At 60.2% G+C, this 25,053-nt stretch carries 25 protein-coding genes and 1 pseudogene; 8 read left to right on the forward strand and 18 right to left on the reverse strand.

Going from position 1 to position 25,053, the window contains the following annotated elements; all coding sequences use genetic code 11:
- The first annotated feature begins 156 nt into the window (after nt 1-156).
- The 3 genes from P4G45_RS05200 (at nt 157) to P4G45_RS05210 (ending at nt 2,951) form a co-directional block, all read left to right on the forward strand.
- On the forward strand, nt 157-1,170 hold the full coding sequence (locus P4G45_RS05200; protein WP_348268615.1) for a hypothetical protein: 1,014 nt from the start codon (nt 157-159) through the stop codon (nt 1,168-1,170).
- A 146-nt stretch (nt 1,171-1,316) separates the two neighbouring features.
- Nucleotides 1,317-1,964, forward strand: coding sequence for a nitroreductase family protein (locus tag P4G45_RS05205; RefSeq protein WP_348268616.1), 648 nt, complete (start codon nt 1,317-1,319; stop codon nt 1,962-1,964).
- 27 nt (nt 1,965-1,991) lie between these two features.
- Complete coding sequence (locus P4G45_RS05210) at nt 1,992-2,951, forward strand: alpha/beta hydrolase (protein ID WP_348268617.1); 960 nt, start codon at nt 1,992-1,994, stop codon at nt 2,949-2,951.
- 7 nt (nt 2,952-2,958) lie between these two features.
- On the opposite strand, the gene P4G45_RS05215 is transcribed toward P4G45_RS05210, so the two are convergent.
- The 14 genes and pseudogenes from P4G45_RS05215 to P4G45_RS05280 form a co-directional block, all read right to left on the reverse strand.
- Entirely contained in the window at nt 2,959-3,558 is a 600-nt protein-coding gene (locus P4G45_RS05215; RefSeq protein ID WP_348268618.1) for a UbiX family flavin prenyltransferase, read from the reverse strand.
- Nucleotides 3,559-3,572: 14 nt separating this feature from the next.
- Nucleotides 3,573-4,166 (reverse strand): YkgJ family cysteine cluster protein, encoded by a 594-nt coding sequence (locus tag P4G45_RS05220; RefSeq protein WP_348268619.1) that lies wholly within the window; start codon nt 4,164-4,166, stop codon nt 3,573-3,575.
- Nucleotides 4,167-4,182: 16 nt separating this feature from the next.
- Nucleotides 4,183-5,151 (reverse strand): carboxypeptidase-like regulatory domain-containing protein, encoded by a 969-nt coding sequence (locus tag P4G45_RS05225; RefSeq protein WP_348268620.1) that lies wholly within the window; start codon nt 5,149-5,151, stop codon nt 4,183-4,185.
- 358 nt (nt 5,152-5,509) lie between these two features.
- Nucleotides 5,510-6,574: an SDR family oxidoreductase gene (locus P4G45_RS05230; RefSeq protein WP_348268621.1), complete on the reverse strand. Its 1,065-nt coding sequence runs from the start codon at nt 6,572-6,574 to the stop codon at nt 5,510-5,512.
- 116 nt (nt 6,575-6,690) lie between these two features.
- A complete protein-coding gene (purB, locus tag P4G45_RS05235) occupies nt 6,691-7,998 on the reverse strand; it encodes an adenylosuccinate lyase (RefSeq protein ID WP_348268622.1) in 1,308 nt (435 codons plus the stop codon).
- A 31-nt stretch (nt 7,999-8,029) separates the two neighbouring features.
- The gene (locus tag P4G45_RS05240; RefSeq protein ID WP_348268623.1) at nt 8,030-8,287 is read right to left on the reverse strand and encodes a glutaredoxin family protein; all 258 of its coding nucleotides are present in this window, start codon (nt 8,285-8,287) and stop codon (nt 8,030-8,032) included.
- A gap of 70 nt (nt 8,288-8,357) precedes the next feature.
- Nucleotides 8,358-9,128, reverse strand: a complete 771-nt coding sequence (locus P4G45_RS05245; protein ID WP_348268624.1) for a glucose 1-dehydrogenase — start codon at nt 9,126-9,128, stop codon at nt 8,358-8,360.
- A 27-nt stretch (nt 9,129-9,155) separates the two neighbouring features.
- The gene (locus P4G45_RS05250) at nt 9,156-9,521 is read right to left on the reverse strand and encodes a DUF3175 domain-containing protein (RefSeq protein WP_348269217.1); all 366 of its coding nucleotides are present in this window, start codon (nt 9,519-9,521) and stop codon (nt 9,156-9,158) included.
- Nucleotides 9,522-9,560: 39 nt separating this feature from the next.
- Nucleotides 9,561-10,010 (reverse strand): annotated as a pseudogene (tadA, locus tag P4G45_RS05255) (tRNA adenosine(34) deaminase TadA); the annotation flags it as partial.
- The gene (locus P4G45_RS05260; RefSeq protein WP_348268625.1) at nt 10,007-10,336 is read right to left on the reverse strand and encodes a hypothetical protein; all 330 of its coding nucleotides are present in this window, start codon (nt 10,334-10,336) and stop codon (nt 10,007-10,009) included. The gene P4G45_RS05260 and the pseudogene tadA, both read right to left, overlap by 4 nt.
- Nucleotides 10,333-11,427 (reverse strand): agmatine deiminase family protein, encoded by a 1,095-nt coding sequence (locus P4G45_RS05265; RefSeq protein WP_348268626.1) that lies wholly within the window; start codon nt 11,425-11,427, stop codon nt 10,333-10,335. Before P4G45_RS05265 ends, P4G45_RS05260 begins: the two co-directional genes overlap by 4 nt.
- A 410-nt stretch (nt 11,428-11,837) precedes the next feature.
- Complete coding sequence (locus P4G45_RS05270; RefSeq protein ID WP_348268627.1) at nt 11,838-12,095, reverse strand: hypothetical protein; 258 nt, start codon at nt 12,093-12,095, stop codon at nt 11,838-11,840.
- 32 nt (nt 12,096-12,127) lie between these two features.
- Nucleotides 12,128-13,411 (reverse strand): NAD(P)/FAD-dependent oxidoreductase, encoded by a 1,284-nt coding sequence (locus tag P4G45_RS05275; protein ID WP_348268628.1) that lies wholly within the window; start codon nt 13,409-13,411, stop codon nt 12,128-12,130.
- A 205-nt stretch (nt 13,412-13,616) separates the two neighbouring features.
- Nucleotides 13,617-14,576, reverse strand: a complete 960-nt coding sequence (locus P4G45_RS05280) for a carbon-nitrogen hydrolase (protein WP_348268629.1) — start codon at nt 14,574-14,576, stop codon at nt 13,617-13,619.
- A 264-nt stretch (nt 14,577-14,840) separates the two neighbouring features.
- Here P4G45_RS05280 and P4G45_RS05285 point away from each other — a divergent pair, with 264 nt between their 5' ends.
- Complete coding sequence (locus P4G45_RS05285) at nt 14,841-16,268, forward strand: glutamine synthetase family protein (protein ID WP_348268630.1); 1,428 nt, start codon at nt 14,841-14,843, stop codon at nt 16,266-16,268.
- Nucleotides 16,269-16,350: 82 nt separating this feature from the next.
- Here P4G45_RS05285 and P4G45_RS05290 read toward each other — a convergent pair whose 3' ends face one another.
- From P4G45_RS05290 to P4G45_RS05305, 4 genes are all read right to left on the reverse strand, one after another.
- The gene (locus tag P4G45_RS05290; RefSeq protein WP_348268631.1) at nt 16,351-17,259 is read right to left on the reverse strand and encodes an aspartate/glutamate racemase family protein; all 909 of its coding nucleotides are present in this window, start codon (nt 17,257-17,259) and stop codon (nt 16,351-16,353) included.
- On the reverse strand, nt 17,256-17,984 hold the full coding sequence (locus P4G45_RS05295) for a GerMN domain-containing protein (protein ID WP_348268632.1): 729 nt from the start codon (nt 17,982-17,984) through the stop codon (nt 17,256-17,258). Before P4G45_RS05295 ends, P4G45_RS05290 begins: the two co-directional genes overlap by 4 nt.
- A complete protein-coding gene (locus tag P4G45_RS05300; RefSeq protein WP_348268633.1) occupies nt 17,981-18,733 on the reverse strand; it encodes an N-acetylmuramoyl-L-alanine amidase in 753 nt (250 codons plus the stop codon). The genes P4G45_RS05295 and P4G45_RS05300 overlap by 4 nt, the downstream gene beginning before the upstream one ends.
- A 382-nt stretch (nt 18,734-19,115) precedes the next feature.
- Nucleotides 19,116-20,450, reverse strand: coding sequence for a DUF1015 domain-containing protein (locus tag P4G45_RS05305; protein WP_348268634.1), 1,335 nt, complete (start codon nt 20,448-20,450; stop codon nt 19,116-19,118).
- 296 nt (nt 20,451-20,746) lie between these two features.
- On the opposite strand from P4G45_RS05305, the gene P4G45_RS05310 reads away from it, so the two are divergent.
- The 4 genes from P4G45_RS05310 to P4G45_RS05325 are packed head-to-tail and all read left to right on the forward strand — an operon-like array spanning nt 20,747 to nt 25,035.
- Nucleotides 20,747-21,814 carry a VWA domain-containing protein gene (locus P4G45_RS05310; protein WP_348268635.1) on the forward strand — a complete coding sequence of 356 codons (1,068 nt, stop codon included), beginning with the start codon at nt 20,747-20,749 and terminating at the stop codon, nt 21,812-21,814.
- A complete protein-coding gene (locus tag P4G45_RS05315; RefSeq protein ID WP_348268636.1) occupies nt 21,798-22,931 on the forward strand; it encodes a VWA domain-containing protein in 1,134 nt (377 codons plus the stop codon). Before P4G45_RS05310 ends, P4G45_RS05315 begins: the two co-directional genes overlap by 17 nt.
- Nucleotides 22,931-23,845, forward strand: coding sequence for a cysteine synthase family protein (locus P4G45_RS05320; protein WP_348268637.1), 915 nt, complete (start codon nt 22,931-22,933; stop codon nt 23,843-23,845). The genes P4G45_RS05315 and P4G45_RS05320 overlap by 1 nt, the downstream gene beginning before the upstream one ends.
- Nucleotides 23,846-23,874: 29 nt before the next feature.
- Nucleotides 23,875-25,035, forward strand: a complete 1,161-nt coding sequence (locus P4G45_RS05325) for a PLP-dependent aspartate aminotransferase family protein (RefSeq protein WP_348268638.1) — start codon at nt 23,875-23,877, stop codon at nt 25,033-25,035.
- Nucleotides 25,036-25,053: the final 18 nt, after the last annotated feature.

The following is a 25,053-nucleotide window of genomic DNA, read 5'->3' on the forward strand; positions in this document are numbered from 1 at the left end:
TCGTGTTGATAGGACGTGCTGGAACGATAGAGGTTACTGCTTCTGGGAATCAGTCTATCGCGTGGCCATGAGGTATGGTGGGCTAACGGTGGCGAAGGCAGGTTGTACTAGACTGTCAAAGGAATCCGCGGGCTCGTGCGAGGCTGCATGGTGAAGATGATGATGAGATGCAAGGTTGCTTTGCTGGCGGCGGGGATTCTGTTTTCCGGAATAGCGTCGGCCGAGGTGTGCACCACGCAATCGCAGATGACGTCCGCTGATCGCGATGCGCTGGCGGCGGCAGGACGCAATCTGGCGACGAAGGTGCAGGCGGACGATGTAAAGGGCCTGCAGGCGGCGACAGTGGCGGAGTATGCGAAGGATTTCAGCGGCATCGGCGATGTGGTGGGCACGACTTCGGCGAAGCTGAAGGGCGGCACGATCGCGGTGGAGCAGGTTTATCTGCTGGATGGCACGCAGTTGAAGAAGAATGCGGATGGGTCGGCTCCGGATGCCCAGTTTTTTTGTTCGCTGAACAAGTCTGTAGACGAGGCGGATTTTTTGATTCCGGGGCTGCTGCCGGGACAGTATGGATTTGTGATCGTGAATGTTCAGAGTGCATCTCCCTGGCAGCTCTCGTTTCTGCTGCGGCACGATCAGGGACAGTGGGCGATGGCCGGCTTCTATCCCAAAGCGTTGACGGCGGCGGGGCATGATGGTCTCTGGTATTGGACGCAGGCACGGGCAATGGCAGCGCGCAAGGAACATTGGAATGCGTGGCTCTACTACCAGCAGGCCCAGGCGTTATTGCAGCCTGCGGGATTTGTGCAGAGCAGCCATCTGGAGAAGTTGAAGAGCGAGCAGACTGCGGTTGCCCCTCCCGCGTTGTCCGATGGGATCAATCCGAATACTCCGTTGGTGGTGAAGGGCACGGACGGCACGGAGTACCGATTTATTGGATTAGGAGTGGATGATTCGCTGAGCGCGGCGAAGATCGATGTTGTGGCGCACCTGAAGGTAGACCAGATAGGCGACGCGGCTACAGCGAAGAAGCGTAATTCGGATGCTGCGAGTGCGTTGCTTGCGGCGTATCCGGAATTGCGTAAGGCTTTTCATGGAGTGTGGGTATTTGCCGAAACTTCGGGCCAGAATCCTTATGCAACCGAAGAGTCAATGAGCGAGATTCATTAAGCCTTCAGTGAATTTTCAGGCCCGTCACAGCGGGTGCTATCTTGGAAGTCGTTTTTGCAGAATGATTTGATTGTCCCGGGCCAGAATTGGCAGGCTAAAACTGGCATCTTATGAGCTATTAGTAGATAGAACAGGAAAAAGTCACAATGGCAGAGATCAAAAAGACCTTGAGCGAGGCGATCGAAGGCAGACGGGCGACGCCCAGCTTCGATGGCGAGCCGATTCCGGCAGAAGATCTGCAACAGATTCTGGATGCTGGCCTCCATGCTCCCAGTGGATACAACATGCAGCCGTGGCGATTTATTGTGGTGCAGTCGCCGGAGCAAAAGAAGCGGCTGCGGGCGGCGAGTTATAACCAGGGCAAAGTAGAAGAGGCGTCCGCGGTGATCGTGGCCTGCGGCGATGCGGACGGGTGGAGAAAAGACATCGACCTGATGCTGCAGCAGGGGCGCGAAGGCGGGATGCCGGAGAGCTATGCGGCGCAGGCGCGGAGCAGTGTGACCAACTATCTGTCCAGCTTCAGCAGCGACGAGATGCATGGCTGGCTGAACAAGATGGTGATGATTGCCTTCACGCACATGATGTTGATGGCTGAGGTGATTGGCTATGATACGGCGCCGATGGAAGGTTTTGAGCAGGAGAAGGTGCATGAGGTGTTGCGGCTTCCGCTGAGCTACTGGGTAGTGGCGCTGCTGGGAGTTGGCCATCTGAAGGGCGATGATAAGTTCAACGGCGGCCGGTTTGACATGGCACATACCGTTTTTGGCGAAGAGTTCGGCAAGCCTCTCAAATAAAGAAATGAAGCGGGGAGCGACAGAACGATGAGGCGTGGACTTCGGGTTGTCGCTCTTCTGCTTTTACTTTGTGTTGTTGCGGGAGGCGTGGTTTATTGCTTTCCGCTTCAACTGGCAGACCAGATGGTTCGCTTCCATCTGTGGCGCGCCGGCGTGCAGAGCAGATATGTCCAGGCGGGCGGTTACAGGATGCACTTCTTCGAGGCGAAGCCTTCGGGCGGGGCCGAGGGCACACCGCTGTTGCTGGTGCATGGGCTGGGAGCGCGTGGCGAGGACTGGGCGCCGATGATTCCCGCGCTGACAGCAAAAGGCTTCCATGTGTACGCGCCTGACCTGCTGGGCTATGGGCGGTCGGCGCATCCCGATACGAGCTACTCGATTTCGATGGAGGAAGCGGCGATTGTGCAGTTTATGCAGTCCGTCCATCTGAAGCGCGCAGATGTTGGTGGGTGGTCGATGGGCGGTTGGGTTACGTTGAAGTTGGCGCTGGATCATCCTGAGATGGTGGATCGCCTGGTGGTCTATGACAGTGCGGGCCTTTATTTCCCGGCGACGTTCAGCCCGGACCTGTTTATGCCGACGGATGTAGCCGAGGTGCGGCGGCTGGCGGCCACACTGACGCCAAAACCGCTCGATATGCCGGGTTTTGTGGCGAGGGCTGCGCTGCGGAAGCTGGAAGGAAACGCCTGGGTGATTCGCCGCAGCATGACCGCGATGACTAACGGATACGATCTGCTGGATTTTCGGCTGAACAATATGCAGCGCCCTGTACTGATTGTGTGGGGAGCGCAGGACGCGCTGATTCCGCTCTCTGTCGGCGAGACGATGCACCGGGATATTCCGGACTCTGTTCTGAATGTGATGGAGGGCTGCGGGCATCTCGCCCCGGCGGTGTGCTGGAAGCCGGTGGTGCGGAGTACGGTAGATTTTTTGCGAGCGGAACCGCCGATGCAGGGTGGAGAGAAGACCTTTCCGGCGGAGCAGTAGGTAGATTTCAGTCAGGTCGCCATTGATAGGCATCTGGCTGGGGGAGACCGATGTGGCTGAGGACTCGGTTGATGAACTGGCGAGCCATCTCGGTGGTGTTCTGCGGGTGGTTGTAGAGCGTGGGAATGACGGGGAAGATAACCGCTCCGGCGTCGGATGCGAGCTGCATGTTGCGAAGATGAATGCGGTTGAGCGGAGTTTCGCGGACGCACAGCAGCAGCGGGCGGCGCTCTTTGAGGCAAACGTCGGCGGCGCGCTGGATCAGGTTTGCGGCGAGGCCATTGGCGACGGCGGCGAGGGTTCCCATGGAGCAGGGAAGGATGATCATGGCGTCGGTGGGATAGCTGCCGCTGGCGATGTTGGCGCCGATGTCGGTTTCGGGATGCTGCTGGACTTTGGCTGAGGGTGCGCCGAGGAGTTTTTCCGTGAGGCCATTGCGGCCGCTGAGCTGCATCTCTTCGGCGAAGACACGGAGAGCGCTGTCTGAGACGACGAAGTTGACCTTGGCCACGCGGATATCAGCGGCGAGCGCACGCAGGATCTCGGCGGCGTAAATGGAGCCGCTGGCTCCGGTAACGGCTAGCGTGATGTTGCGGGCGTTAGGCACTGGATGATTATCGCCTACGCGCCTCGAAGTGCGTAGGCGATGAGGGTTTGGCCGTGGAGGCCGTGCGCAGTGTTGTAGGCCTCGTTGCTGGCCTCTTCCTGCGCGGGGATGTTGGGATCAAGCTCGCAGGCGGCGATCTCTTCGGTGCTGGCGTGGATGTAGCAGAGCTCGCAGGTGGCGAGGTTGTCCTCAGCGGTTCGCATGGGCGGCCCGAAGGTGCGGCAGAGGATGGGGCGATGCTCGTAGAGATCGCACGTGCCATGGTCGAGGTCGAGCACGGGACAGGGCTCGTCGTTGGCGAACTCTTCGAAGAGAATGGCGGCTTCGTAGTCTTCGTTGAGGATGCCGGTGTGCAGGTCGCCGGGAAACCAGGGATCGAGGCGGGTCAGGGACTCTTGGACGCGGGCGTTGACGCGGGCGGCTTTGGCAGGGTCGGTTTGGGTGAGGGCTTCGAGGCCTTCGCGGAGCCGCGCAGCGTCTTCGTGGGCGATGGGGAAGACTCCGATGCAGCACTGGGAGCAGCCGGGTTTGCAGACGAGGTGGTGGCCACTGCGGAGTGTGGCAGAGGCGAGGGCTGCGTCTACGATTTGAATGAGGGGCTGCTGCATCGTGCCTTGGTGCCCATTACTTGCCTGTGGCGAAGTTCGGAACAGACGGCTCCAGATGTCTCAGGATAAACTCCCTTGCGAGATTTCCGATAGCGGTTGTGGCTAAGGTTACGCCGACGGTTTGAAAGGTGAGTCCCGCCCCTCTGCTCGACTCCGGATGATAGGTGTTCGCGATTGCACCTGCCGCCATATTTCCGAGGACACGGGAGTAGTTAAATTGCGACTTGCCATTGTCTCCGCGGGTGATCAGCGTGGAACTGATCGCATGCCAGGTTCGCGAGGGGATACTTCCCGAGCCCTGGTAGAAATATCGTGGATCCTGATGCAGCACGGAGGGCAGGATGGCGCTCCCGATGATTCGGCTGGAGACCGAGTCCGCAAGGGCTGCCCCATAGCGCTTTCCGTATCCTTCAATTCCGGGGCCATAGCCTGGATAGGTGTTGTTGTACTGCTCCGCACCCGCCACTCCTGCGAGGATGACGAACGTGGTGGGATCGCCCATGGTGCGGAACGCCAGCTTGTACTTCTGTTTGGCGGTCATCGGTTCGGCCTTCCAGATGTAGCTTGTATAAAAATTCTGAAAGACACCAAAGACGCGCTGCTTTTCCTGCTCCTGAATTTGCGCCTGAGCGACTTGCTCGGGCGACGCGAAGACGGTCGTCGAGGAGGTTGTGGCGATGTTCAGAGCGATTTTCGGGGCCTGGATCGTCTCGCCTGGTCGCACGAAAAACTCCGGAGAGGCAAAGTTCGCATGATCGGGCGCTGTGACGATGAGCCGAAACTTACCGGCAGGCACTGCGGTAAAAGAGAAAGTTCCGTCGCTGGCTGGGGTCGCCGTCCTGTCGCCCAGAATGCCGGGCGCGTCCAGGGTGACACTCGCTGCGGGGACGGGGTTGCCTTGCGCATCGAGAACGACGCCGGTGACCTGGGCCGTACCCTGCGCTTCGCCGGTTTGATTGGGGGCCGGAGCTGACTGGCTCGCCATGTCGGGAGCATCCGGCAAATTCTCGTTGCTTGCCAATGTCTGGCTTATTCCCCGATATGAGCAAACTGCCAGCAACAAAACCACAGCAGTACGATATCCAAAACTATTCATCTACCCTCTATTTCACAACATCGGCAATTAGAACTACCCACGCTTAAGTGAGATGCAATGCAATCCTGCCAAAAAGAGAGAGATTTGTAACAAAATCCCGGAAACCGCAGGCAACCATACGGCTGCAGGTAAGGTACGCCTGCCGGTCGCGGTGGTCACAAGTTGCGCGTCTGGATAGGGTGATTGCCCATCAATTACTGCAGAATCCTTCCCTTCGTGCGGGATGACAAGAAGGAGATGTGCTGTCCTATGGAATGATTCGCCGTTGGCGAAGTGTGGTGAAGAGGTCGAAGAAGCTGTCGTCGGTGGCCTGATAGTCGAGGAAGCCGAGTTTGCGGCTCTTGCTCATGTCGGTGACGACTTCGATGGGTCGACCGAGGTCGGCGTCCGTGTGCCATGGCGAGATGAGTTTGGAGAGATCAGGCTCAAGGAGATTGTTGGCTTGGGCGATCCTTCGCCAAAGGGGAGCGGCGTCGGCGAGCTGCTGCTCGAGTGGAGTGATCTCAGGACTGAAAGGGGCGGGCGAGATGCCAAACCATTCCGCGAGGCGAGACCACATCCAACTCCAGCGGAAGACGTCGCCATTGACGACGTTGAAGGCCTGATCGCGTCCGGCGGGGGTGGTACAGGCCCACAGGAGATGGCGGGCGAGGAGCCGGGCGTCGGTCATATCTGTGAGGCTGATCCACTGTGCGGCTGAACCGGGAAAGAGGAAGGGAAGGCCGGTTTCGCGGCAGATAGTGGCGTAGACCGCAAGGGTGACGCCCATGTTCATGGCATTGCCCAGGGCGTAGCCGATGATTGTGTGAGGACGGTGGATGCTCCAGGTGAAGTGGTCCCGCGCTGCCGCTGCGAAGACTTCATCTTCCTGTGCGTAATAGAAGTTCTCGATGTCGAGACGGCCCTGCTCCTCGCGGAAGGGCGTGGCAGGCAGCTTGCCTTTGCCGTAGGCCTCGAAGGGACCGAGGTAGTGCTTGAGGCCAGTGACCAAAGCGACGTGTTGGACTGACTTGGCGGGTGAGACGGCGTCGAGCAGGTTGCGCACCATGGAGGAGTTGACGCGGATATTTTCGGCCTCGGTGGATTGACGAAGCCAAGTAGTCAGAAAGACGTGGGTAGGCTGGAGGCCTGACAGCGCGGATTGGACGGAAGCAGCATCAAGGAGGTCGGCAGCGATGGGTTGTACCCCATCCAAATCAGAGGAGGGGTGGCGAGCGAGACCGAGCACCTGCCATCCTTTGGAGGTAAGATGCGTCGCCAGGTTGTTGCCGACGATTCCGGTGACTCCTGCGATGAGTGCGGTGGGTGGCATTTTTCCCTTCGAACAGACTCTTCCTATTGGATGAGAGGCGCCACGGTTTGATGCCTGGCCCGTTGAATTTCAAACGACGTGGGCGCGGAGCGGCAAACAAAATCGGAATATAGAGGCTAGTTGGAATCCCCCAGCACGCGGGCAAAGATAGCGTCTACGTTAGCTAGCTGGCGATTATAGTCGAAGGCGCGGGTTAGCTTTTCGGGGGAGAGGCGGGCGGTGATCTCGGGGACTTTGGCTACTTCGTCGCGGAAGATGAGGTCGTTCTTCCACGAGTTCATGGCATGGCCCTGGACGAGGCGGTAGGCGTCTTCGCGGCTCATGCCGGATTCGGTGAGGTCGAGTAGAAGTTGACCCGAGAAGATGAGGCCGCCGGTGGATTCGAGGTTCTTCAACATGCGCGCGGGGTACACGAGCAGCTTGTCGATGAGGTTCGTGGTCTTTGCAAGCAGGTAGTCGGCGAGGATGGTGGAATCGGGCAGAATGACGCGCTCGGCGGAGGAGTGAGATATGTCGCGCTCGTGCCAGAGGGCTACGTTTTCAAACGCCGTCTGCGCGTTGGAGCGGACGACGCGGGCGAGACCGCTGATCTGTTCGGAGACGATGGGGTTGCGCTTATGCGGCATCGCGCTTGAGCCCTTCTGCTTCTCGGAGAAGAACTCCTCGGCTTCGCGTACTTCAGTGCGCTGCAGGTGGCGAACCTCGGTGGCGATCTTGTCTAAAGAGCTTGCTAGAACCGCAAGGGTCGCAACATAGGCGGCGTGGAGGTCGCGCTGGACTACCTGAGTTGCGATGGCTACGGGCTTGAGGCCCAGGGCGGCGCAGATGGCCTCTTCGTGCTCGGGCTTGAGATGGCCGAAGGTGCCGACTGCTCCGGAGAGCTTGCCGACGCGGAGGTCTTCGGCGGCGGCGTCGAAGCGGGTGAGGTTGCGCTGGACTTCGGCGTACCAGAGGAGGAGCTTGAGCCCGAAGGTGGAGGGCTCGGCGTGGACGCCGTGAGTGCGGCCGATGATAGGCGTGTGCTGGAACTCAATGGCGCGGCGCTTGAGGACTTCGGCGAGCGCGACGATGCCGGTGCGGATGATGGCGGAGGCTTCCTTGAGCTGAAGCGCCTGCGCGGTGTCGACGACATCGGTGGAGGTGAGACCGTAGTGCAGCCAGCGGGAATGCTCGGGGTTGTTGATGTGCTCGGCAACGGTGGTGGTGAAGGCGATGACGTCGTGACGGACTTCGGCCTCGATCTCGTCGATGCGGGCTACGGTGAAGTTGCCCTTGTCGCGGATGGCGTCGGCGGCGGCCTGCGGAACGAGGCCGAACTTCGCGAGGGCCTGTGAGGCAGCGGCTTCGACGGTGAGCCAGCAGCGGTACTTGTTTTCGTCAGACCAGATTTTGCCCATCGCGGGGCGAGTGTAGCGGGCGATCATGATGTTCCTTATTCGAACTTTTTTGAGAAGATTACGAGTTGCTGACGCCGAAGAGCTCTGCCATCTCGGCATGGAGGAAGCCGCGGCCGGGGCGATAAGGCTGTATCCATTTGCCGTCGAGAACGAACTGCGGGATGGCGCGCTTGCCTACATTTTCGAGGACCTCGTCGGCGGCGCCGGGGGTCTCCTCGATGTCGATCTCGGTGAAGGGAATGTTGTGTTGGGCGAGGAAGCGCTTGGCCTCGCGGCAGTCGCGGCACCATGAGGCTGAGTAGACAGTCAATTCCATGGTTCTATTTTACCTTTTCCGCGCTGCGCGAGGCCTGTTTGCTGCGTATTGAGCTGCTTTACTGAGCTACTTACTGTTCGTGGTAGTTGCGAATGAGGCCGCCGTCGGTGAAGTAGGTGGAGCCGGTGACGTAGGCTCCATCCTCAGAGGCGAGGAAGAGAGCTACCGCAGATACGTCGTCGACTGTGCCCATGCGGCCCAGCGGAATGTTGGCGAGCAGAGCGTTGAGCTGCTCCTTGTTGTTGAGCAGGTTGGCGTTCATGGGTGTAATGACTGCGCCGGGAGCAATGTTGTTGACCGTGATGCCGAGGGGACCGAGTTCGACGGCTAGGTTGCGCATTAACATACGCATTCCACCTTTGGCAGCGCAGTAGCTGGCGAAGTGAGGGAAGACCATATCTTCGTGCACAGAGCTGACATTAATGACGCGGCCGGGCTGCTTGGCCTCGCGTAGGCGGCGGACAAAGGCCTGAGTGAGAAAGAAAGCACCCTTGAGATTGACGTTGAGAACGGCGTCGTAGTCCTTCTCGGTGACGTCCCAGAAGTCAGCACCGATCTCGATGCCAGCGTTGTTGACGAGGATGTCGCAACGGCCAAGCTGTTTGTAGGTCTCTTCGATGAGATTGTGCGTGTCGGCGGTCTTGGTGACGTCGCCCAGGACTGTGATGGCTTTTCCGCCAGCGGCTTCGGCCTTGGCCTTGGTCTCATTCGCGCCTTCTGGCTTGAGATCGTTGATGACTACTGTTGCTCCTTCGCTGGCGAAACGAATGGCGATGGCCTGCCCAATGCCTGAACCTGATCCACTGATGACGGCAACTTTGCCTGCGAGACGACCTGACATGATTTCTTTTCCTCTATTCTTCGTTATCTATTTCAATTTTGCGCTGGATTTTTTGCTTGCGGTTTTCTTCGCTACTTTTTTTGTAGCAGATTTGGCCGATGTATGCGGTTTCCGTGGCTTTTGTTTTTCGGCTTCAGCCTTTTGTTTTTCAATCAGGGCGGAGAGTTTTTCTTTTGCCTTCTCCAGTTCGGCGTGTCTCTCCTGCGAGAGATTCTTGCCGGCGCGGTTGATGTAGAAGTTCAGCATTCTCATTCCGGAGGCTGGGCCCTTGGGAGAGACTTCTTTCGATGCGAGGGCCTTGGCGATGGCAGTGGCGCTCTTGTTGAAGAGGCCTTCGTCGGGATGAGTTGAGTCGGTGTCTACCTTCGCCGACCACTTTTTCTTCGTTGTCATGGATGCCTTCCCGATTTGTAGGATGCGGGCTGCGGCCTTCTTTTGGCGACGCTGGCGAAAAAAGTTGGTGAGGAGGGTACCGCACTCTTCGGCGAGCAGGCCGGGGTGGACATTGACTCGGTGGTTGAGTTGCGGGTGGTTCATGACGGCGAGGACGCTGCCGCAGGCTCCGGCTTTGGGGTCGGCGGCGGCGTAGACGAGGCGGTTGATGCGGGCGTGGAGGATGGCTCCGGCGCACATCGCGCAGGGCTCAAGCGTGGCGTAGACGGTGCAGTCTTCAAGGCGGTAGTTGGCGAGATGACGGCCTGCTTCGCGGAGAGCGACGATCTCGGCGTGAGCTGTCGGATCGCTGTCCCGGAGGACGCGGTTCTGGCCTCGGCCTATGATTTTTCCGTTGTGAACGACGACCGCGCCTACGGGAACTTCGCCGGAGGCTTCAGCGGCGTGCGCCTCGGCGATGGCTTCGCGGAGGTGATCGAGATCGGTCATGTCTGCGGTCGAACCTGCGGTTTTGCTTCCGGGCCGAAGAAACGAGCTATCTGTTGGGCGAGTTTCAAGAGCGCTGGGCGACGTTGAGCAAGTTGTTCGTCGTTCAACATAAACTGCTTGACCCAGAGTTGTTCGAGAGAGGGGAGTGTCTGCTCTGCAGCGAACTTGCTCGTGGGAAAGCCGATCGTTGCTTCATAAAAATGCTTTGCTTCAGGATCGTACTCATCAAGCGGGCACTCATCAGCAATGAGACCTTCGATGTCTGCTGTCGCGAATAGCTCCTTCAAGGAATCCAGATCCGGAGGCGGGGGCCAGATGGCGGTCATGCAGGCTCCTGTTGAGAGAGGCAGTGGAGCGTGCCGAGGCCCCAGACGAGATCGACGGCGTGGATTCCTACGATGTTGCGGTCGGGGAAGCAGGAGGCGATGGTGTTGAGGGCGTGGCGGTCGTTGGGGTCGTTGAAGGTGGGGACGAGGACGAGATTGTTGGCGATGTAGAAGTTCGCGTAGCTGGCGGGGAGGCGCTGGCCTTCGAAGATGACTGGCGCGGGCATGGGGAGTTCGACGATCTCGAAGGGCTTGCCGCTCAGATTGCGGGCGGAGCGCAGGCGATCTCGATTCTCGGCGAGGGGGAGATGGTTTTCATCGTGGGTGTTGGGTTCGACGGCGGTGAGGATCGTGTTCTCGCCTACGAAGCGGGTGATGTCGTCGACGTGGCCGTGCGTGTCGTCTCCGGCGCAGCCGCGATGCAGCCAGATGGTCTTTTCGATGCCGAGGTAATCGTGAAAGGCCTGTTCGAGATGTTTGCGGGTATCCTCTTCGCTGCCGAGACCGGGATTGCGCTGCTGGATCTCGGAGAGCAGGCACTCTTCGGTGGTGAGCAGGATTCCTGCGCCGTTGGTGTCGATGCTGCCGCCTTCGAGGACGAGGCGGTGAGGCTTGCCGTTCGACACCGTCTCGGGCTTGAACTGGGGCATGTCGTAGTGTTTGGCTACGTGTTGGGGAATCTGGTCGTCGCGATGCCAGTTGTCGTATTTCGCCCAGGCATTGAATTTCCAGTCGGTGATGGCTAGTTCTCCCCTGGGGTTTTTTACAAAGATGGGGCCGGAGTCGCGGAGCCAGACGCGGTCGGTGGGCCAGTGGTGGAAGTGGAGTCGGGCCATGTTGGCTCCCGCGCGCTGGAGCAGACCGGTGGTCCGCCGCTCGGCGGGGAGGTCGTTGACGAGGATATGGACCTCCTCGACTCCAGAGAGGTAACGAACGATTTCGGCGTAGACCCAGGGGATGGGTTGGAATTTTCCTGGCCAGTCTTCGGCGTTATGCGGCCACGCGATCCAGGTGGCGGCGTGGGGAGCCCACTCTGCGGGCATGCGGTAGTTCTGTTCGGCTGGCTTCGTTGTGCTGGTGTCCATAGTCATGCCTCCCCCTCCCCCTTACTAAAGTACGTAAAGTCTTCCATTGAATAGGTTTAAGTCCGGACTTTCGATGGAGTACCGCGCTAAAGTCCGCTATTCAAAGGAGTTGCAGCTAAAGTATTCATTCCAAAAGGAAAGGATCTCACTTATACCGAGATTCCCTCTCTGTTTTCAAGTATAGCTTGTTGGATAGAACTATTTTGCAATGTCTATCCCCTTTGTTTGTATGTACTTATGCAGGTTTTGGGCTTGACAGGATTTAGCGTGGTTTCGCGCTTTCGCGAATGAGGACGAGGTGTTCGGTGCGGGTTTAGATCTGATTTGCTGTTGGTGTGGAGGAAGGCAACCGCAGATTCCCTTCGGGAGTGACAACCAAGAGGCACGGCCCGCCTCTACGCGACCTGCTAATTTGCTCAAAAGGTGGAATGCAGAGACAGAACCAAGATCATTCCGAAGATGACATAGGCCGCGCCGATGAGCTTCCAGTTGGTGGGGGTGATCTGTTCAAAGCGGGAGGCGTTCCGGGTGAAGAGGCGGCGGCCAAGGAGGAAGCGGTAGATGGGGAGGACTTTGGTGGGCGCGGCGAGGTGAATCGTTCCCAGAAGAACGTAGGCGGCGGCGATGAAGAGGATGAGGAAGGTGGCGGCCATTTCAGCGTGTGTTGAGTCCAAGGAGAACATATGTGAGGCCGAAGGTGTACCTCCTAAGTGGATTGTTGAAGGATTTGCTGGGCGGCTCGTTGGCCTGAGCGGATGGCGGCATGGACGGTGCCCCAGTGGCCGGTGGTATCGGTGTGTTCGCCTGCGAAGTAGAGGGTGTTGCCGGCGGGGAGGGTCATTTTGGAACAGGCGTCGAGGGCTCCGGCGGCGATGTAGCTGTAGGCGCCGAGGCTGAAGGGGTCGTGCTGCCAGTCGTGGGTGTGGCAGGAGAGGAGCTGGACGCGGATGTCGGCGGGATTGAGGGAGAAGATCTGGGCGAGGGTTTTGCAGGCGGCTTCGCTTAGCTGGCTGGGGGTGAGGTTGGCGAGGGCTTCGGAGCGGGGCCCGCCGACCCATCCGGTGAGGGTGTTGCTGGAGGCGGGATGGGGCGTCCACCAGACGGGCGGCATGGAGGAGAAGGAGAGGAGGAAGCTGAGTTCGCGGAGGCCTGCGGGTGGGAGGTGCTTCCAGAAGGGCTCGCGGAAGACGAGAGTAAAGCGGCGGGCGTTGCCCATGCGGATGCGGTTGGCTTCGTGGAGGGCGTCGGGGGTGGGGCTGAAGGCGACGGAGTTTTGCTGGAGGACGCCGAGGGGCAGGGTGATGACGGCTTTGGCGGCATCGTGGGTGATGGGACGACCGTTGGTTTGGGCCTGGATGCGGACGTGGTTGGGGGTCCAGTCGATGCGCTCGACGAGGGTGTTGAGGGCGAGGGTTCCGCCTGCGTCGGTGAACTTCTGCGCGAGGAATTGGGGGAGGCGGTCGTAGCCGTCCTTGACGCGGAAGAGGCGGTCGCCTTCGATGGCCTCTTCGGCGGCTTGCTGCAGGCCGAGGGCGTGGGTGCTGATGATGCGGTGGTCGGCGGCGTTGAAGCCTTCGACGTAGCCGATTGCGGCTTGCTTTTGATCTTCAGGGATGGGGTGATGGGTGAGGTATTCGGCGAAGGTTAGGTCGGGGCCGGGGAGGGACTCGAGCTTGTCGAGGATAGGGGTGGACTCCTCTTCTTCGTCGCGGGATTGGAGGCGGCCGTCTTCGTAGGTGAGCATGGAGCCGTCGAGCTCGTAGGTTTCGAGGTTGGCTTCTTCGATGAGGGACCAGAGCTCGGGCGGGCGGCCGTGGATGAATTCGGCTCCTAGCTCGATGGTTTCGTTGGCTTCGCGGAGGGTGTGGATTCGTCCGCCTACTCGGCTGCTGGCTTCGAGGAGGGTGACGTTACGGCCTGCTTCGGCGAGGGTACGGGCGGCGGTTAGGCCGGACATACCGGCTCCGATGATGAGGATGTCGGATTGCATGTTGGTTGGATGCTGGTGTGGGGAGTTTTACTCTCCGATCCTTCGCCAAAGTGCGCGAAAGATGGGGCAGCCGGCGATAGACTGACGTGGATGGTGGCGAGGTTCGCGCGTAGCGCGAATACCCACTCATGCGATGAGACTGCATGAATGGGGCACCCGGCACCCGGCATGAATGGGACTCCGGCGTCTGTTTGGAATCGAACTGCTAATCCAGGAAACGTTTGGCTATGCCTTCGTAGGCGTCGATGCGGCGGTCGCGTAGGAAGGGCCAGTGCTGGCGGGTGACTTCGACTAGTTTGGGGTCGAGGTCGGCGTAGAGGATCTCTTCTTTATCGTGGCTGGCCTGGGCGAGAATGCGGCCGAAGGGATCGGCGATGAAGCTGCCGCCCCAGAACTCGATGCCGGAGTGGGGGGTGTGGTCACCGGGGCCGTGCAGCTCGACCGTGGCGGGGTTGCCGTCGGCGGCGGGGGCTTTGAATTTAACGTCGCCGTGCTCGTGGCCGACGCGGTTGACGGCGCAGACGAAGACTCCGTTGGCGATGGCGTGGGCGCGCTGGGCGGTCTGCCAGGCTTCGTATTGGGCGGTGCCGAACTCTTCCTTCTCGGAGGGGTGCCAGCCGATGGCGGTGGGGAAGAAGAGGGTTTCGGCTCCGCGGAGGGCGGTGAGGCGGGCGCCTTCGGGATACCACTGGTCCCAGCAGACTAACGTGCCGATCTTTCCGGCGGTGGTTTCGGTGGCCTTGAAGCCGAGGTCGCCGGGGGTGAAGTAGAACTTCTCGTAGTAGAGAGGGTCGTCGGGGATGTGCATCTTGCGGTAGGTGTCGGCGATGCGGCCGTCGCGCTCGATGGTGACGGCGGTGTTGTGGTAGAGGCCGGGGGCGCGGCGCTCGAAGAGGCTGGCGACGAGGACGACGTTGGCTTCGCGGCAGACGCGGGTGAGGATGTCGGTGGAGGGGCCGGGGATGGACTCGGCGAGGCCGAAGAGGGCGTGGTCTTCGCGCTGGCAGAAGTACTGGGCGCGGAAGAGCTCGGGCAGGCAGACGAGGGTGGCTCCCTGGGCCGCGGCCTTGTAGACACGCTCAGCAGCGCGGTCGAGGTTGAGCTGGGTGTCGGGGGAGCAGGACATCTGGATGAGGGCAACGCGGGTGTTTTGGGTGGGTGCCATGGGTGCCTTTTTTATCACGGGTGGAATTGTTGTTTTGGTCGCTTCCAGTTGCCAAGGATAACGCGAGGAGCTGGACTCGATGATAAAAGGCTGAGAGACTGGCGGGAAATCGCCAATTCGGTCTTTTTTCGAGTGACGATATCTGATACGTTGGAAGTGCCGAAGAATCCATGACGCTTCTGCGGCTCAACCATCCCACAGCGTTTGTATTCATCACCCGCCAGGTGCGGCCGCCGTGTATTTCATGGCAGAAGGAGTGGTACTTTGACCGAATTACGTGATTTTCTGGAACTTCCCTACGGTGAACTCGAGGACCTGAACCTGCAGGCGAAGGAGCAGCGCAAGAAGCGCGTTGCCGCCGATGTGATTCAGGAAGAGCGTCTGAAGTACCTGACCGACGAGAAGCGGATCAAGGCCGTCACCGTGCTGTTCAGCGACCTCGAAGGCCGTCTGCACATGCTGGACTATGACAAGAAATTTCTGATCAAGAGCTATGACAACCTGACGTTCGATGGCTCGTCGATCCGCGGCTTTACGGCGCAGCGGGAGAGCGACCTGCGGCTCGGCATCGACTGGAGCGCGTTCTACTGGGCGCCCGCCGATGTGTTTGGCGGCGGCAAGGTCCTCGTCTTCGGCGAAGTGATCGACAAGAACGGCGGCATCTATAGCGGCGACATCCGCAGCGTGTTGAAGCAGTTTTCGCAGGAGCAGTTCGACAAGCACGGCTACACGCTGAACGCTGCCAACGAGATTGAAGGATTTCTCTTCGAGGGCATCGATGCTGAGCGGATGTATCACGAGACGGGCAGCTTCGAGTATGTCAACAAGGGCGGCTACTATCACTCGCTGCCGGGCGATCCGCTGCGTGAGTTCATCGACACCACGGCGGAAGTGCAGCGCGCCATGGGTTTCGAGAACGAGAAGGACCATCCCGAGGTTGCGCCGTCGCAGTTTGAGATCAACTACACCTACGGCGAGGTTGTTGCCGCGGCTGACCAGATTCAGCTTTATAAGCTGATCTGCCGCCAGGTCGCCACGCAGATGGGCATGACGGCTAGCTTTCTGCCGAAGCCGGTGGTCGGCGTCAACGGAAGCGGAATGCACACCAACGTCTCGATCACCAAGAACGGCAAGAACCTTTTCTGGGATCCGAAGGGCGAAGAGAAGATCTCCAAGATGGCGTGGCAGTTCACCGACCGCATTCTGACGCATGGCAACGATCTTTGCCTGCTGCTGAATGCCAGCGTGAATGCCTATCGGCGTCTGGATCCTCACTTTGAGGCGCCGAACCAGATCAAGGCTTCGGCTGTCGATCGTGGATCGATGATTCGAATTCCTATCGGCAATGAGAAGTCGTCGCGTGTCGAGGTTCGCTCGGTTGGACCGGATGCGAATCCGTACCTTGTGCTGCATTCGATCTTCAAGACCGGCCTGCATGGGGAGACTGCGAAGATCAAGAATCTGCGCCAGGCGGAACGGTATCTGCCGGACAACATCTACACCGCGCTTGAGAACTTCCGCGATGCGGAGTGGACGGGGACGCTGCTTGGTGACGACGTGAAGGCACGCTATGCCGATCTGAAGCAGGCTTCGGCGGATCGCTGCGCACGGCTGCTGGGGACGATCGTCAAGGCTCCCGAGGTACAGTTCCATCACGATGTTTACAACCAGTTGCTTTGGAATATCTTCTAGGCTGTTCGCAGAAAGATTGAAGGCCCCCTGTTGCAGGGGGCCTTTGCTTTTTGGGACCGATGTTGAATATCAGCGAACCGCTCTAGCCGCCGAGGTCGAGGAGGTGGACTTCGCTAAGGGGATGGCCGAGAAAGCTGGAGCCGAGGCGCTGGAATTTTTCTATGGAGTCGGTCGCGTAGAAGCGGCTGGTTGCGGGTGCGCCGGTGGGGTTGGCGGGGAAGTATTCGGCTACGGTGGCGGCGGTGGCGGCGGCGGAGTCGATGATGGTCATGGGGTGGTTGAGTTCGGCGAGGGTGCGCTTGATAAGCGGCTGGAGTAGCGGGTAGTGGGTGCAGCCGAGGAGAAGGGTGTTCAGGTTGGGAGCTTCGGCGAAGGCTTCGTTGAGATAGATGCGGAGGACTTCGGCGGTGACGGGGTGGTCGATCCAGCCTTCTTCGACCAGCGGGACCAGGAGGGGGCAGGCCTTTTCGATGGCGGCGAGCCCGAGGGCGTTGAGGGCGTGAGCGTAGGCGTGGGACTGGATGGTGGCCGTGGTGGCGAGGACGAGGACTGAGGGTGAGGTCTGGGGCGGTTCCTCCCCCTTCGCGACGGTAAGACTGTCGGGAAGATGGGGCACCCGGTTGGTTGAGGAGTCGATTGCTTGGTGGGCGGCTTCGGCTCCGGGTTGGATGACGCCTACGACGGGGATGGGAAGAGCTTGCCTGATGTCTTCGAGGGCGAGGGCGCTGGCGGTGTTGCAGGCGATGCAGAGGAGATCGGCGCCTTGTTCTTCGAGGAATTTTGCGCTGGAGACGGCGTAGCGGGCGATGGTCTCCTGGGACTTGGAGCCGTAGGGGAGCCGTGCGGTGTCGCCTAGATAGATATAGCTGGCTCCGGGGATGAGGGGGAGCAGATCTCGGAGGACGGTGAGGCCGCCGAAGCCGGAGTCGAAGACGCCGATGGTGGGGTTGGGGGGAAGGAGCTTAGCGGGCTTGGCAGTCTTCGCGGTCATGGCTGAGGGGTTTCCTGCGAGTTGGGCTGGGCTTCGGGCTGGGGCAGCGTTGGAGTTGTGGTGGTGTCGATGGCGGGGTAGGCGCGCTTCAGGTCGGCGTGGCCGCTAAGGGTGTCGTGGGGCTGACCGTCGACGAGGAAGCGGACCTCGGTGAGTTGAGGGAAGGCAGCGTGGAGGGTGCCGATGATGGAGAGCAGGGTAAGCTCTTCTACCTGAATGCCGGACGGATGGTTGTCGACGAAGGCGCCGTGCAGATTGACGACGGCCAGTTCTCCGGTGGATTTTGCGGTGTGGGCGGGAGCGGCTTTTTCCGTTTGGGGGAGCCCGGTGGTTCCGCTGAGGGTGTTGTTGGGTGCGGGCGTGGTGATGGGTAGCGAGAGGAAGAAGACGTCGTCTACCGCGGGGCCGCTTTTGAGGGGGTGGGCGGAGGCGGGGAGAGCGTATTCGGCGAGGAGGTGTTCGAGCAGGGCGCGGGCACGGAGGGTGGGGTCCTGCGGCAGGGCGAGTTGCTCCTGATTGGGGGCGATGAAACCGTCGGCGTCGTTGGCGAGGTAGAGGGTGACGTCCTGAGTGCTGGCGGTGGTGGGTGCGGCGATGGGAGTGGCGTCGTTGAGCGCGGTGAGGCGCTGGTGCGCCTGGCGGCAGCCGTGGATGAGGAAGGCGGCCATAAGGAAGACTCCGCCGACGAGGCTCCAGAAGAGAATGCGCTGGTAGCGGGGGATCATTGGGCGGCTCCATCCGCGGTGTTCTCAGCCCGCCATTTGGTGAGGGCTGTGACGATGGCTTCGGCGGCGTGCTGCTGGTAGTTGGCGTCCGAGACAGGCGTGGAAGTCGCTGTGGTGTTGGTTAGAGGAGCGAGTTCGACGGCGATGGCAGGGCAGGTGAGGTTGTCGAGCGGAGGGACGGTGGCGTGGCCGAGGAGGACGGGCAGCTTGGCATTGAGCAGGGCTACGCCGATCTCGTTGGCGAGAGTGCGGCTTTCGGGGACGAAAGATGCCTGCGCGGTGTTCCAGCGCAGGATGCGCGGCGGTTGGGCTGGGGGCGTAAGGGCGGAGGTGAAGATATGGATTCCCGAGCCACTGCTGGTGGCGTGGAGGACGAGGCAGACGGCGGGGTGGTCGTGATTGGCGATCTCGGCGCGCTGGTCGGTGGTGAAGGTGGTGCCGGGGTCGGAGGTGCGGGTGGAGATGACGGCGAAGTTGGCGCCGGAGAGCAGGGCGCGCAGGCGGTTATTGAAGGCGAGGGTGATGTCTTTTTCGAGGAGGTTGTTGGGGAGGTGGGCTCCGCTGTCGGGACCTCCGTGGGCGGGGTCGAGCAGGATGAGGGTGCGGGTGGGCCTGGGCTGAGGGGCTGCGGGGGCTATCTGCGGGGTTTGTGGGTTGGGCTGGACTGGCGGAGGGGTTTGGGCGAGGGACGCGAGACTGCCGAGCGTGAGCAGGATGGCGGCGGCGAGTTGCTTCCGGGGAGGAGTCAATGTCGTTGATTGTAATTGGTCGGGATGGAGGGCGTGGTTGAGGGTGTTGGTTCCTGCCCTGATGAATGTTGGAGCTGCGGGTTAGGGCATACCCCCAGGGGCTAAAGCCCCTCGGCTTTTTAAGGGGATATAGAGGGCCAAGGCTGAAGCCTTGGCGTACCAGAGCCGTTCTCCTCCAGATGCATTTTGGTGATTCGACAAAAACGCAGATTCCCTTCGGGAATGACAAACAAGGGAAGCAACATCTGAGAGGAAATAGCTATAGAAGCAAGAACAACTGCAACTGCAAAATCAGGCCGCGGGTTCTTCGCGCTGCGCTCAGAATGGCAGTTTTTTGGGGTTGGCGCGGTCATCTTTATGATGACCGCGCCTGTGATGCTGGTTAGTCGAGGGCGTAGATGGCGAGGCCGCTGAGGAGCTTGGGGTAGAAGTCGGTGGACTTCTGCGGCATGACGTCCATTGAGAGGGAGACGTCCTTGAGCTGGTCGAGGGTGATCGGTTTGATGAGGAAGGCGATGTCGGCTTCGCCGCTGGCTACCAGACCGACGGCTTCGTCGGCTTCGCGGATGTAGCGGATGTTGCCGAGCTTGGTGATGGAATCGCTGGTGAGGCCGAGGATGCGCTCGAGCACGATGGAGTGGAGCTGGACGACGTCGAGCTGGGCCTGACGGGCGGGGACGTTGGCAAGTTCTTTTGCGATGACTTCTTTTTTGGCGGAGAGGAGATAGTTGCCGTCTCCGGTGGCGGCTACGAAGGCCACGCCGGGAGTTTTTTCGAGGATGCTGACATCGGGAGAGTCGAGTTCCTTGATGTCAAAGAAGGCTGAGGCCTTGGTGAGGAAGTCCGGGGAGCTGAACTCGGGAATGTCGTAGACGACGCGGTGGGTCGGCAGGATGGTGATGCCGGGGGCTTCCATGTTGACGAAGGTCATCATCATGGCAGCTTCTGGGAAGGGCGGTACGGGAAGATGGCCGGAGCCCAGCTTCTCCTCTTCGTCGCGGGGCTGGTTGAGGGGCAGCTTAAGCTGAGCGCTGCGTTCTTTAGCGTAGGCGACCGAGGTCTCGTAGCGGTGATGGCCGTCGGCGATGATGAGTTTCTTGTCGGCCATGGCGGTGACGAGGAGATTGATGAGCGTGGGATCGGTCAGCTTCCAGACTTTGTGGACGACGCCGTACTCGTCGGTGATGGCGAGGTCGGCGGGGGCGCCAGAGTCGAAGATCAGCTTTTCGGCGGTAAAGGCCGGGTCGGAGTAGAGCATGTAGATCTGCTCGCAGTAGGCACGGGTGGCCTTGAAGAGGCTCATACGGTCAGACTTGTGCTTGGGGAAGGTCTGTTCGTGGCGGTAGACGACCTTGTCGGCGTAATCGTAGAGGTGGCCAAGGGCAATGAAGCCGCGGCGCTCCCGCACCTCGTTGGTGTGGGGAACGGTGTAGGTCTGGGAGTAGCCGTAGAGGGCAGGTTCTGCTTCTTCGCGGAGGATGTGGTCTTTGCGCCACTGGCGGAGGGTCTCGGCGGCGCGGGTGTAGCAGTTTTCGTCGTCGGTGTCGGTGGGGAACTGCTTGCCGAGGATGACGCGGATGAGGTTGTAGGGGCTGGCTTCGTAGTAGCGCTCCTGCATGGCCGGGGTGATCTTGTCGTAGGGCTGAGTGACGACGTCTTCCATTTTGACGCGGGAGGTGTCGTAACGAAGGGCGCGGAAGGGGTAGATACGGGCCATGCTTTTGGTTTTCTCCAAGAGGTAAGTATGGGGTTATTGTACGGTGTTGGCGAAAAATAGAAGGCTTAGCGCCTAATTGCATCGATAACACCGATTAAGAACGGGCGACGGAAAAAGTGACGACTCCGATCGAGAGGGCTGTCGGGTGTGAGGCAGGGAAGGAAATAGAGTCGATGGTAACGAATGATTTTGATGGGGCGTCTATCCTTCGGTGTGACCGGAAACACAGTTGGATTGGAATTACTGAAGGAGTATGGTGATACTTCCCTTCAGGTCGGGGACAGGATGGCGGTCTTATGCGGGACACGCTTCAGGTACGAAGATGGCGGTTGATCCAGCGGTTCGGGTGGGCGTTGGTTGTGGTGATGTTTTGTGCGGTGAGCTGGGTTGGGGTGGGATGGGCGCAGGAGAATCCGCTGGGCCAGGTGCAGACGCAGGCGCCCCCTGCTCCGAAGAAGACCGCGGAGGATTCAAAGCCGGTAATTGAGGGCGCAGCGAACGTTGTGGCCCATGCTACTTCCAACCGGAATGCGCGGATTCGGGTGGATGTGAACCTGGTGCTGGTTCCGGCGACGGTGACGGACCCCATGAACCGGCTGGTAACGGGGCTGGAGAAGGAGAACTTTCAGGTCTTCGACGACAATGTGGGGCAGGTGATCAAGAGTTTCTCTACGGAAGACGCGCCGGTGTCGATTGGGGTGGTCTTCGATCTGAGCGGAAGCATGTCGTCAAAGTTCATGCGGTCGCAGAAGGCGCTGACGGAGTTCCTGCGGACATCCAATCCAAAAGACGAGTTTTTTGTGGTGGGATTCAATGATCGTCCGGCGGTGATTGTGGACTATACGTCCGAGGTGGATGACGTGGAAGCCCGGATGGTGATGCTGAAGCCGGAGAAGCGGACAGCGCTGATCGATGCGGTTTATCTGGCGGTGAACAAACTGAAAGACGCCAAGTATGAGCGCAAGGCGCTGCTGATTATCTCTGACGGCGGCGACAATCGGAGCCGGTACACCGAGGGCGAGTTGCGGCGGGCGGTGCGGGAGAGCGATGTTCAGATCTATGCGATTGGAATCTTTGATATGTATGCGCCCACTCCCGAGGAGCAACTGGGGCCGCTGCTGCTGGCGGATATGTGCGACGCGACGGGCGGACGGATGTTTCGAGTGACCGATGTGGCGGACCTGGGCGACATTGCGACACGGATCAGCGCGGAGCTGCGCAACGAATATGTGATCGGGTATACGCCCTCGCAGATGAAGACGAATGGGAACTGGCGTAAATTGAAGTTACGATTGCTTCCACCGCCGGGACTTCCTCCGCTGACGGTGCACAATCGCCAGGGGTACTATGCACCTTCGGAGTAACGGTTTTTGGCCGCTGGTTTTGGCGGCGGGGATGTTGATGGTGGGGGTTGGCCCGGTGGCCGCGTGGGCCCAGCAGGCAGGGGCTGCGCAGCAACAGCCTTCGTTGACGGTAGACCGCGATCCGGTGCCGTCGCCTGACCCGGATACACAGGCTGCGCCGGCAACGGGAGAGGCGCAGGGCCTCGCTCAGCAGACGATTGAGAAGGGCGCGGGGGGGCGGTATACGCTCCGCGAAAATGCCTATGAGGTGCGGCTGAACGCTACTGTTGTCGACAATGGCGGGCGCTCGATTCAGACACTGAACAAGGACGCCTTTCATGTGTACGAGGACGGAGTGCCGCAGACGATCTCCTCGTTCCGGCATGAAGATCTGCCGGTTTCGCTGGGAATACTGATCGACAGCTCGGGGTCGATGTACGACAAGCGGGCGGCGGTGGAGGAGGCTTCGCTGGACCTGGTGAAGCTGTCGAACCCGGAGGACGAAGCGTTCGTGGTGGACTTCTCCTGGGAGGCGTTCATCGACCAGGACTTCACCAGCGACATCAATAAGCTGCAGAAGGGGCTGGACTATATCAAGTCGAGCGGCGGGACGGCGCTCTACGATGCGCTGGTGGCCTCGGCGGACTATACGGCGAAGAACGCCAAGCATCCCAAGCAGGTGCTGCTGGTGATTACAGACGGCGAGGACAATGCTTCGACGGCGACGCTGGAGCAGACGATTCGCAGGATTCAGGATATCGATGGGCCGGTGATCTACAGCATTGGACTGCTGTTTGGGCAGGATACCGACAAGCGCGAGGCGCGTCATGCGCGCAGGGTGCTGGAGTCCCTGTCGGAGGAGACGGGCGGCGTGGCTTATTTCCCGAAGTCAGTGCAGGATGTGGATGAGATCGCGGCGGAGGTGGCGAAGGACATCCGCACGCAGTACACGATTGCGTATCATTCGACCAAGTCGCCGGCGCTGGGCGGATACAGGCAGGTGCATGTGGAGGCGAAGGAGAAGGGGATGGGCCGGCTTTCGGTGCGGACGCGGGCTGGGTACTTCCCGAGGGTGGCCGATGGAGGGGCCTCGACGGGGGAGAAGGGGTTGACCGATCCAGGAAAGCGGCCACAGTGATGCGGGTTGCGGAGAATATTACAGAGCTGGTGGGGCAGACTCCGATGGTGCGGCTGGGGCGGTTGAGTCCGGCGGGTGGTGCGGAGATTTGGGCCAAGCTGGAGTTTCTGAATCCGGGCGGCAGTATCAAGGACCGGGCGGCGCTGGGGATTGTTTTGGATGCGGAGCGGCGTGGTGTGCTGCGGGCGGGCTCGACGATTGTGGAGGCTACCGCGGGGAATACCGGTGTGGGGCTGGCGCTGATCGGCGTGAATCGCGGCTATAAAGTCATGCTGTACGTGCCGGAGGGGTTTGCCGAAGAGAAGTGCATTCTGATGCGGGGGTTGGGGGCGACGGTGGTGCGGACTCCCGAGGTTGAAGGGATGGCGGGTGCTATTCGGCGGGCGCTGGAGTTTGAGGCGGAGACTGAGGGCGCGTTCGCGGCGTTACAGTTTGAGAATCCGGCGAACCCGGATTTTCACGAGCAGACGACGGCGGTGGAGATTTGGGAGCAGATGGAAGGGCGCGTCGATGCGTGGGTTTCGGGGGTTGGGTCGGCGGGGACTTTTACCGGGGTGGCGCGGTTTCTGAAGGCACGACGGCCATCGGTGATCAATGTGGCGGTGGAGACGCAGGGGAGCGTGTTGCAGGGTGGTTTGCCGGGGCCGCACAAGGTAGAAGGGATTGGGGTGGCATTTGTGCCGGTTACGTTTGATCGCAGCGTGTGTGACCGGATCATCAAAGTGATGGATGAGGACGCGTTTGCGATGGTGAAGCGTTTGGCTGCGGAGGAGGGTGTGTTCGCGGGCTCGAGCGCAGGGGCGATGTTGTATGCCGCGGTGGAGATGGCTCGGGAGTTGGGCGCGGGGAAACGGGTGGTGACGGTGATTCCGGATTCGGCGGAGAGGTATTTGTCGAAGGGGATTTTGGGGTGAGAGTTTAAGGACTAGGACTAGGGGGCCAGATGACAGAGGCGAAGAAGCAGGGATTTGCGACGCGGGCGATCCATGATGGGCAGGCGCCGGATCAGTTGACGGGTGCGGTTAATGTGCCGATCTATCTGACTTCGACGTATCAGCAGGAAGAGATTGGCAAGAATAAAGGGCATGAGTATGCTCGGCTTACCAATCCGACGCGGGATGCGCTGGAGGAGAGCTTGTGCTCGCTCGAAGGCGGGACGAGCGCTCATGCGTTTGCCAGCGGCATGGCTGCGATTACGGCGATGTGCACGATGATGAAGGCGGGCGACCATGTGGTGTGCTCGGATAACGTCTACGGCGGCACGGCGCGGCTCTTCGACAAAGTGATGGCGAACTATGGGCTGATCTTTACCTATGTCGACAGCAGCGTGGCGGAGAATGTGGCGGCTGCGATTACGCCCGCGACCAAGCTGGTGCATATAGAGACGCCGACCAATCCGATGATGGCGATTACGGATATTCGGGCGGTGGCCGATATCTGTCATGCGCGTGGGGTGGAGTTAAGTGTCGATAACACTTTCTTATCGCCCTATTTGCAGCAGCCTATCGCGCTGGGCGCGGACATCGTGATGCATTCGACGACCAAGTTTTTGAATGGTCATTCGGATGGGCTGGGTGGGGCGCTCATTTGCACGAAGCCGGAGCAGGCGGAACGGTTTCGGTTTGTGCAGAAGTGTACGGGCGGGATTCTGTCGCCGTTCGAGAGCTATCTGCTGCTGCGCGGGGTGAAGACGCTGGCGGTGCGGATGAAGCAGCATGATGCCAATGGGCGTGTGGTGGCTGACTTTTTGAAGGGACACAGGGCGGTCAAGCAGGTGTTCTATCCGGGGCTGGCGGAGCATCCGCAGCATGAGCTGGCGAAGCGGCAGCAGAGTGGATTTGGGTCGATGATCTCGATTGAACTTGGTTCGCTGGAGCGGGCGAATATCTTTGCAAAGGCGTTGCGTCTGGGCTATCTGGCGGAGAGCCTGGGTGGAGTGGAGACACTGATCTGTCATCCGGCGAGCATGACTCATGCGGCGGTTGGCGCGGAGGGACGGGCTCGGCTCGGAATCACCGATGGATTGATGCGGATCAGTGTGGGGATTGAGGACGTGGAGGATATTGTGGCCGACCTGGGGCAGGCGCTGGATGGGTTGGGATAATCGGGGCAGGATGATCTG

This window comes from Edaphobacter paludis (genome assembly GCF_039993895.1).
In the GTDB taxonomy this organism is placed as follows: Bacteria; Acidobacteriota; Terriglobia; order Terriglobales; family Acidobacteriaceae; genus Edaphobacter; species Edaphobacter paludis.

Bases quoted from the DNA above. Each gene is read 5' to 3' on its own strand.
- P4G45_RS05200 (WP_348268615.1), top strand. From the start codon at position 157: ATGATGATGAGATGCAAGGTTGCTTTGCTGGCGGCGGGGATTCTGTTT.
- P4G45_RS05205 (WP_348268616.1), top strand. From the start codon at position 1,317: ATGGCAGAGATCAAAAAGACCTTGAGCGAGGCGATCGAAGGCAGACGG.
- P4G45_RS05210 (WP_348268617.1), top strand. From the start codon at position 1,992: ATGAGGCGTGGACTTCGGGTTGTCGCTCTTCTGCTTTTACTTTGTGTT.
- P4G45_RS05220 (WP_348268619.1), bottom strand. From the start codon at position 4,166: ATGCAGCAGCCCCTCATTCAAATCGTAGACGCAGCCCTCGCCTCTGCC.
- P4G45_RS05225 (WP_348268620.1), bottom strand. From the start codon at position 5,151: ATGGCGAGCCAGTCAGCTCCGGCCCCCAATCAAACCGGCGAAGCGCAG.
- P4G45_RS05230 (WP_348268621.1), bottom strand. From the start codon at position 6,574: ATGCCACCCACCGCACTCATCGCAGGAGTCACCGGAATCGTCGGCAAC.
- purB (WP_348268622.1), bottom strand. From the start codon at position 7,998: ATGATCGCCCGCTACACTCGCCCCGCGATGGGCAAAATCTGGTCTGAC.
- P4G45_RS05240 (WP_348268623.1), bottom strand. From the start codon at position 8,287: ATGGAATTGACTGTCTACTCAGCCTCATGGTGCCGCGACTGCCGCGAG.
- P4G45_RS05245 (WP_348268624.1), bottom strand. From the start codon at position 9,128: ATGTCAGGTCGTCTCGCAGGCAAAGTTGCCGTCATCAGTGGATCAGGT.
- P4G45_RS05250 (WP_348269217.1), bottom strand. From the start codon at position 9,521: ATGACAACGAAGAAAAAGTGGTCGGCGAAGGTAGACACCGACTCAACT.
- P4G45_RS05260 (WP_348268625.1), bottom strand. From the start codon at position 10,336: ATGACCGCCATCTGGCCCCCGCCTCCGGATCTGGATTCCTTGAAGGAG.
- P4G45_RS05265 (WP_348268626.1), bottom strand. From the start codon at position 11,427: ATGACTATGGACACCAGCACAACGAAGCCAGCCGAACAGAACTACCGC.
- P4G45_RS05275 (WP_348268628.1), bottom strand. From the start codon at position 13,411: ATGCAATCCGACATCCTCATCATCGGAGCCGGTATGTCCGGCCTAACC.
- P4G45_RS05280 (WP_348268629.1), bottom strand. From the start codon at position 14,576: ATGGCACCCACCCAAAACACCCGCGTTGCCCTCATCCAGATGTCCTGC.
- P4G45_RS05290 (WP_348268631.1), bottom strand. From the start codon at position 17,259: ATGACCGCGAAGACTGCCAAGCCCGCTAAGCTCCTTCCCCCCAACCCC.
- P4G45_RS05295 (WP_348268632.1), bottom strand. From the start codon at position 17,984: ATGATCCCCCGCTACCAGCGCATTCTCTTCTGGAGCCTCGTCGGCGGA.
- P4G45_RS05305 (WP_348268634.1), bottom strand. From the start codon at position 20,450: ATGGCCCGTATCTACCCCTTCCGCGCCCTTCGTTACGACACCTCCCGC.
- P4G45_RS05310 (WP_348268635.1), top strand. From the start codon at position 20,747: ATGCGGGACACGCTTCAGGTACGAAGATGGCGGTTGATCCAGCGGTTC.
- P4G45_RS05315 (WP_348268636.1), top strand. From the start codon at position 21,798: ATGCACCTTCGGAGTAACGGTTTTTGGCCGCTGGTTTTGGCGGCGGGG.
- P4G45_RS05320 (WP_348268637.1), top strand. From the start codon at position 22,931: ATGCGGGTTGCGGAGAATATTACAGAGCTGGTGGGGCAGACTCCGATG.
- P4G45_RS05325 (WP_348268638.1), top strand. From the start codon at position 23,875: ATGACAGAGGCGAAGAAGCAGGGATTTGCGACGCGGGCGATCCATGAT.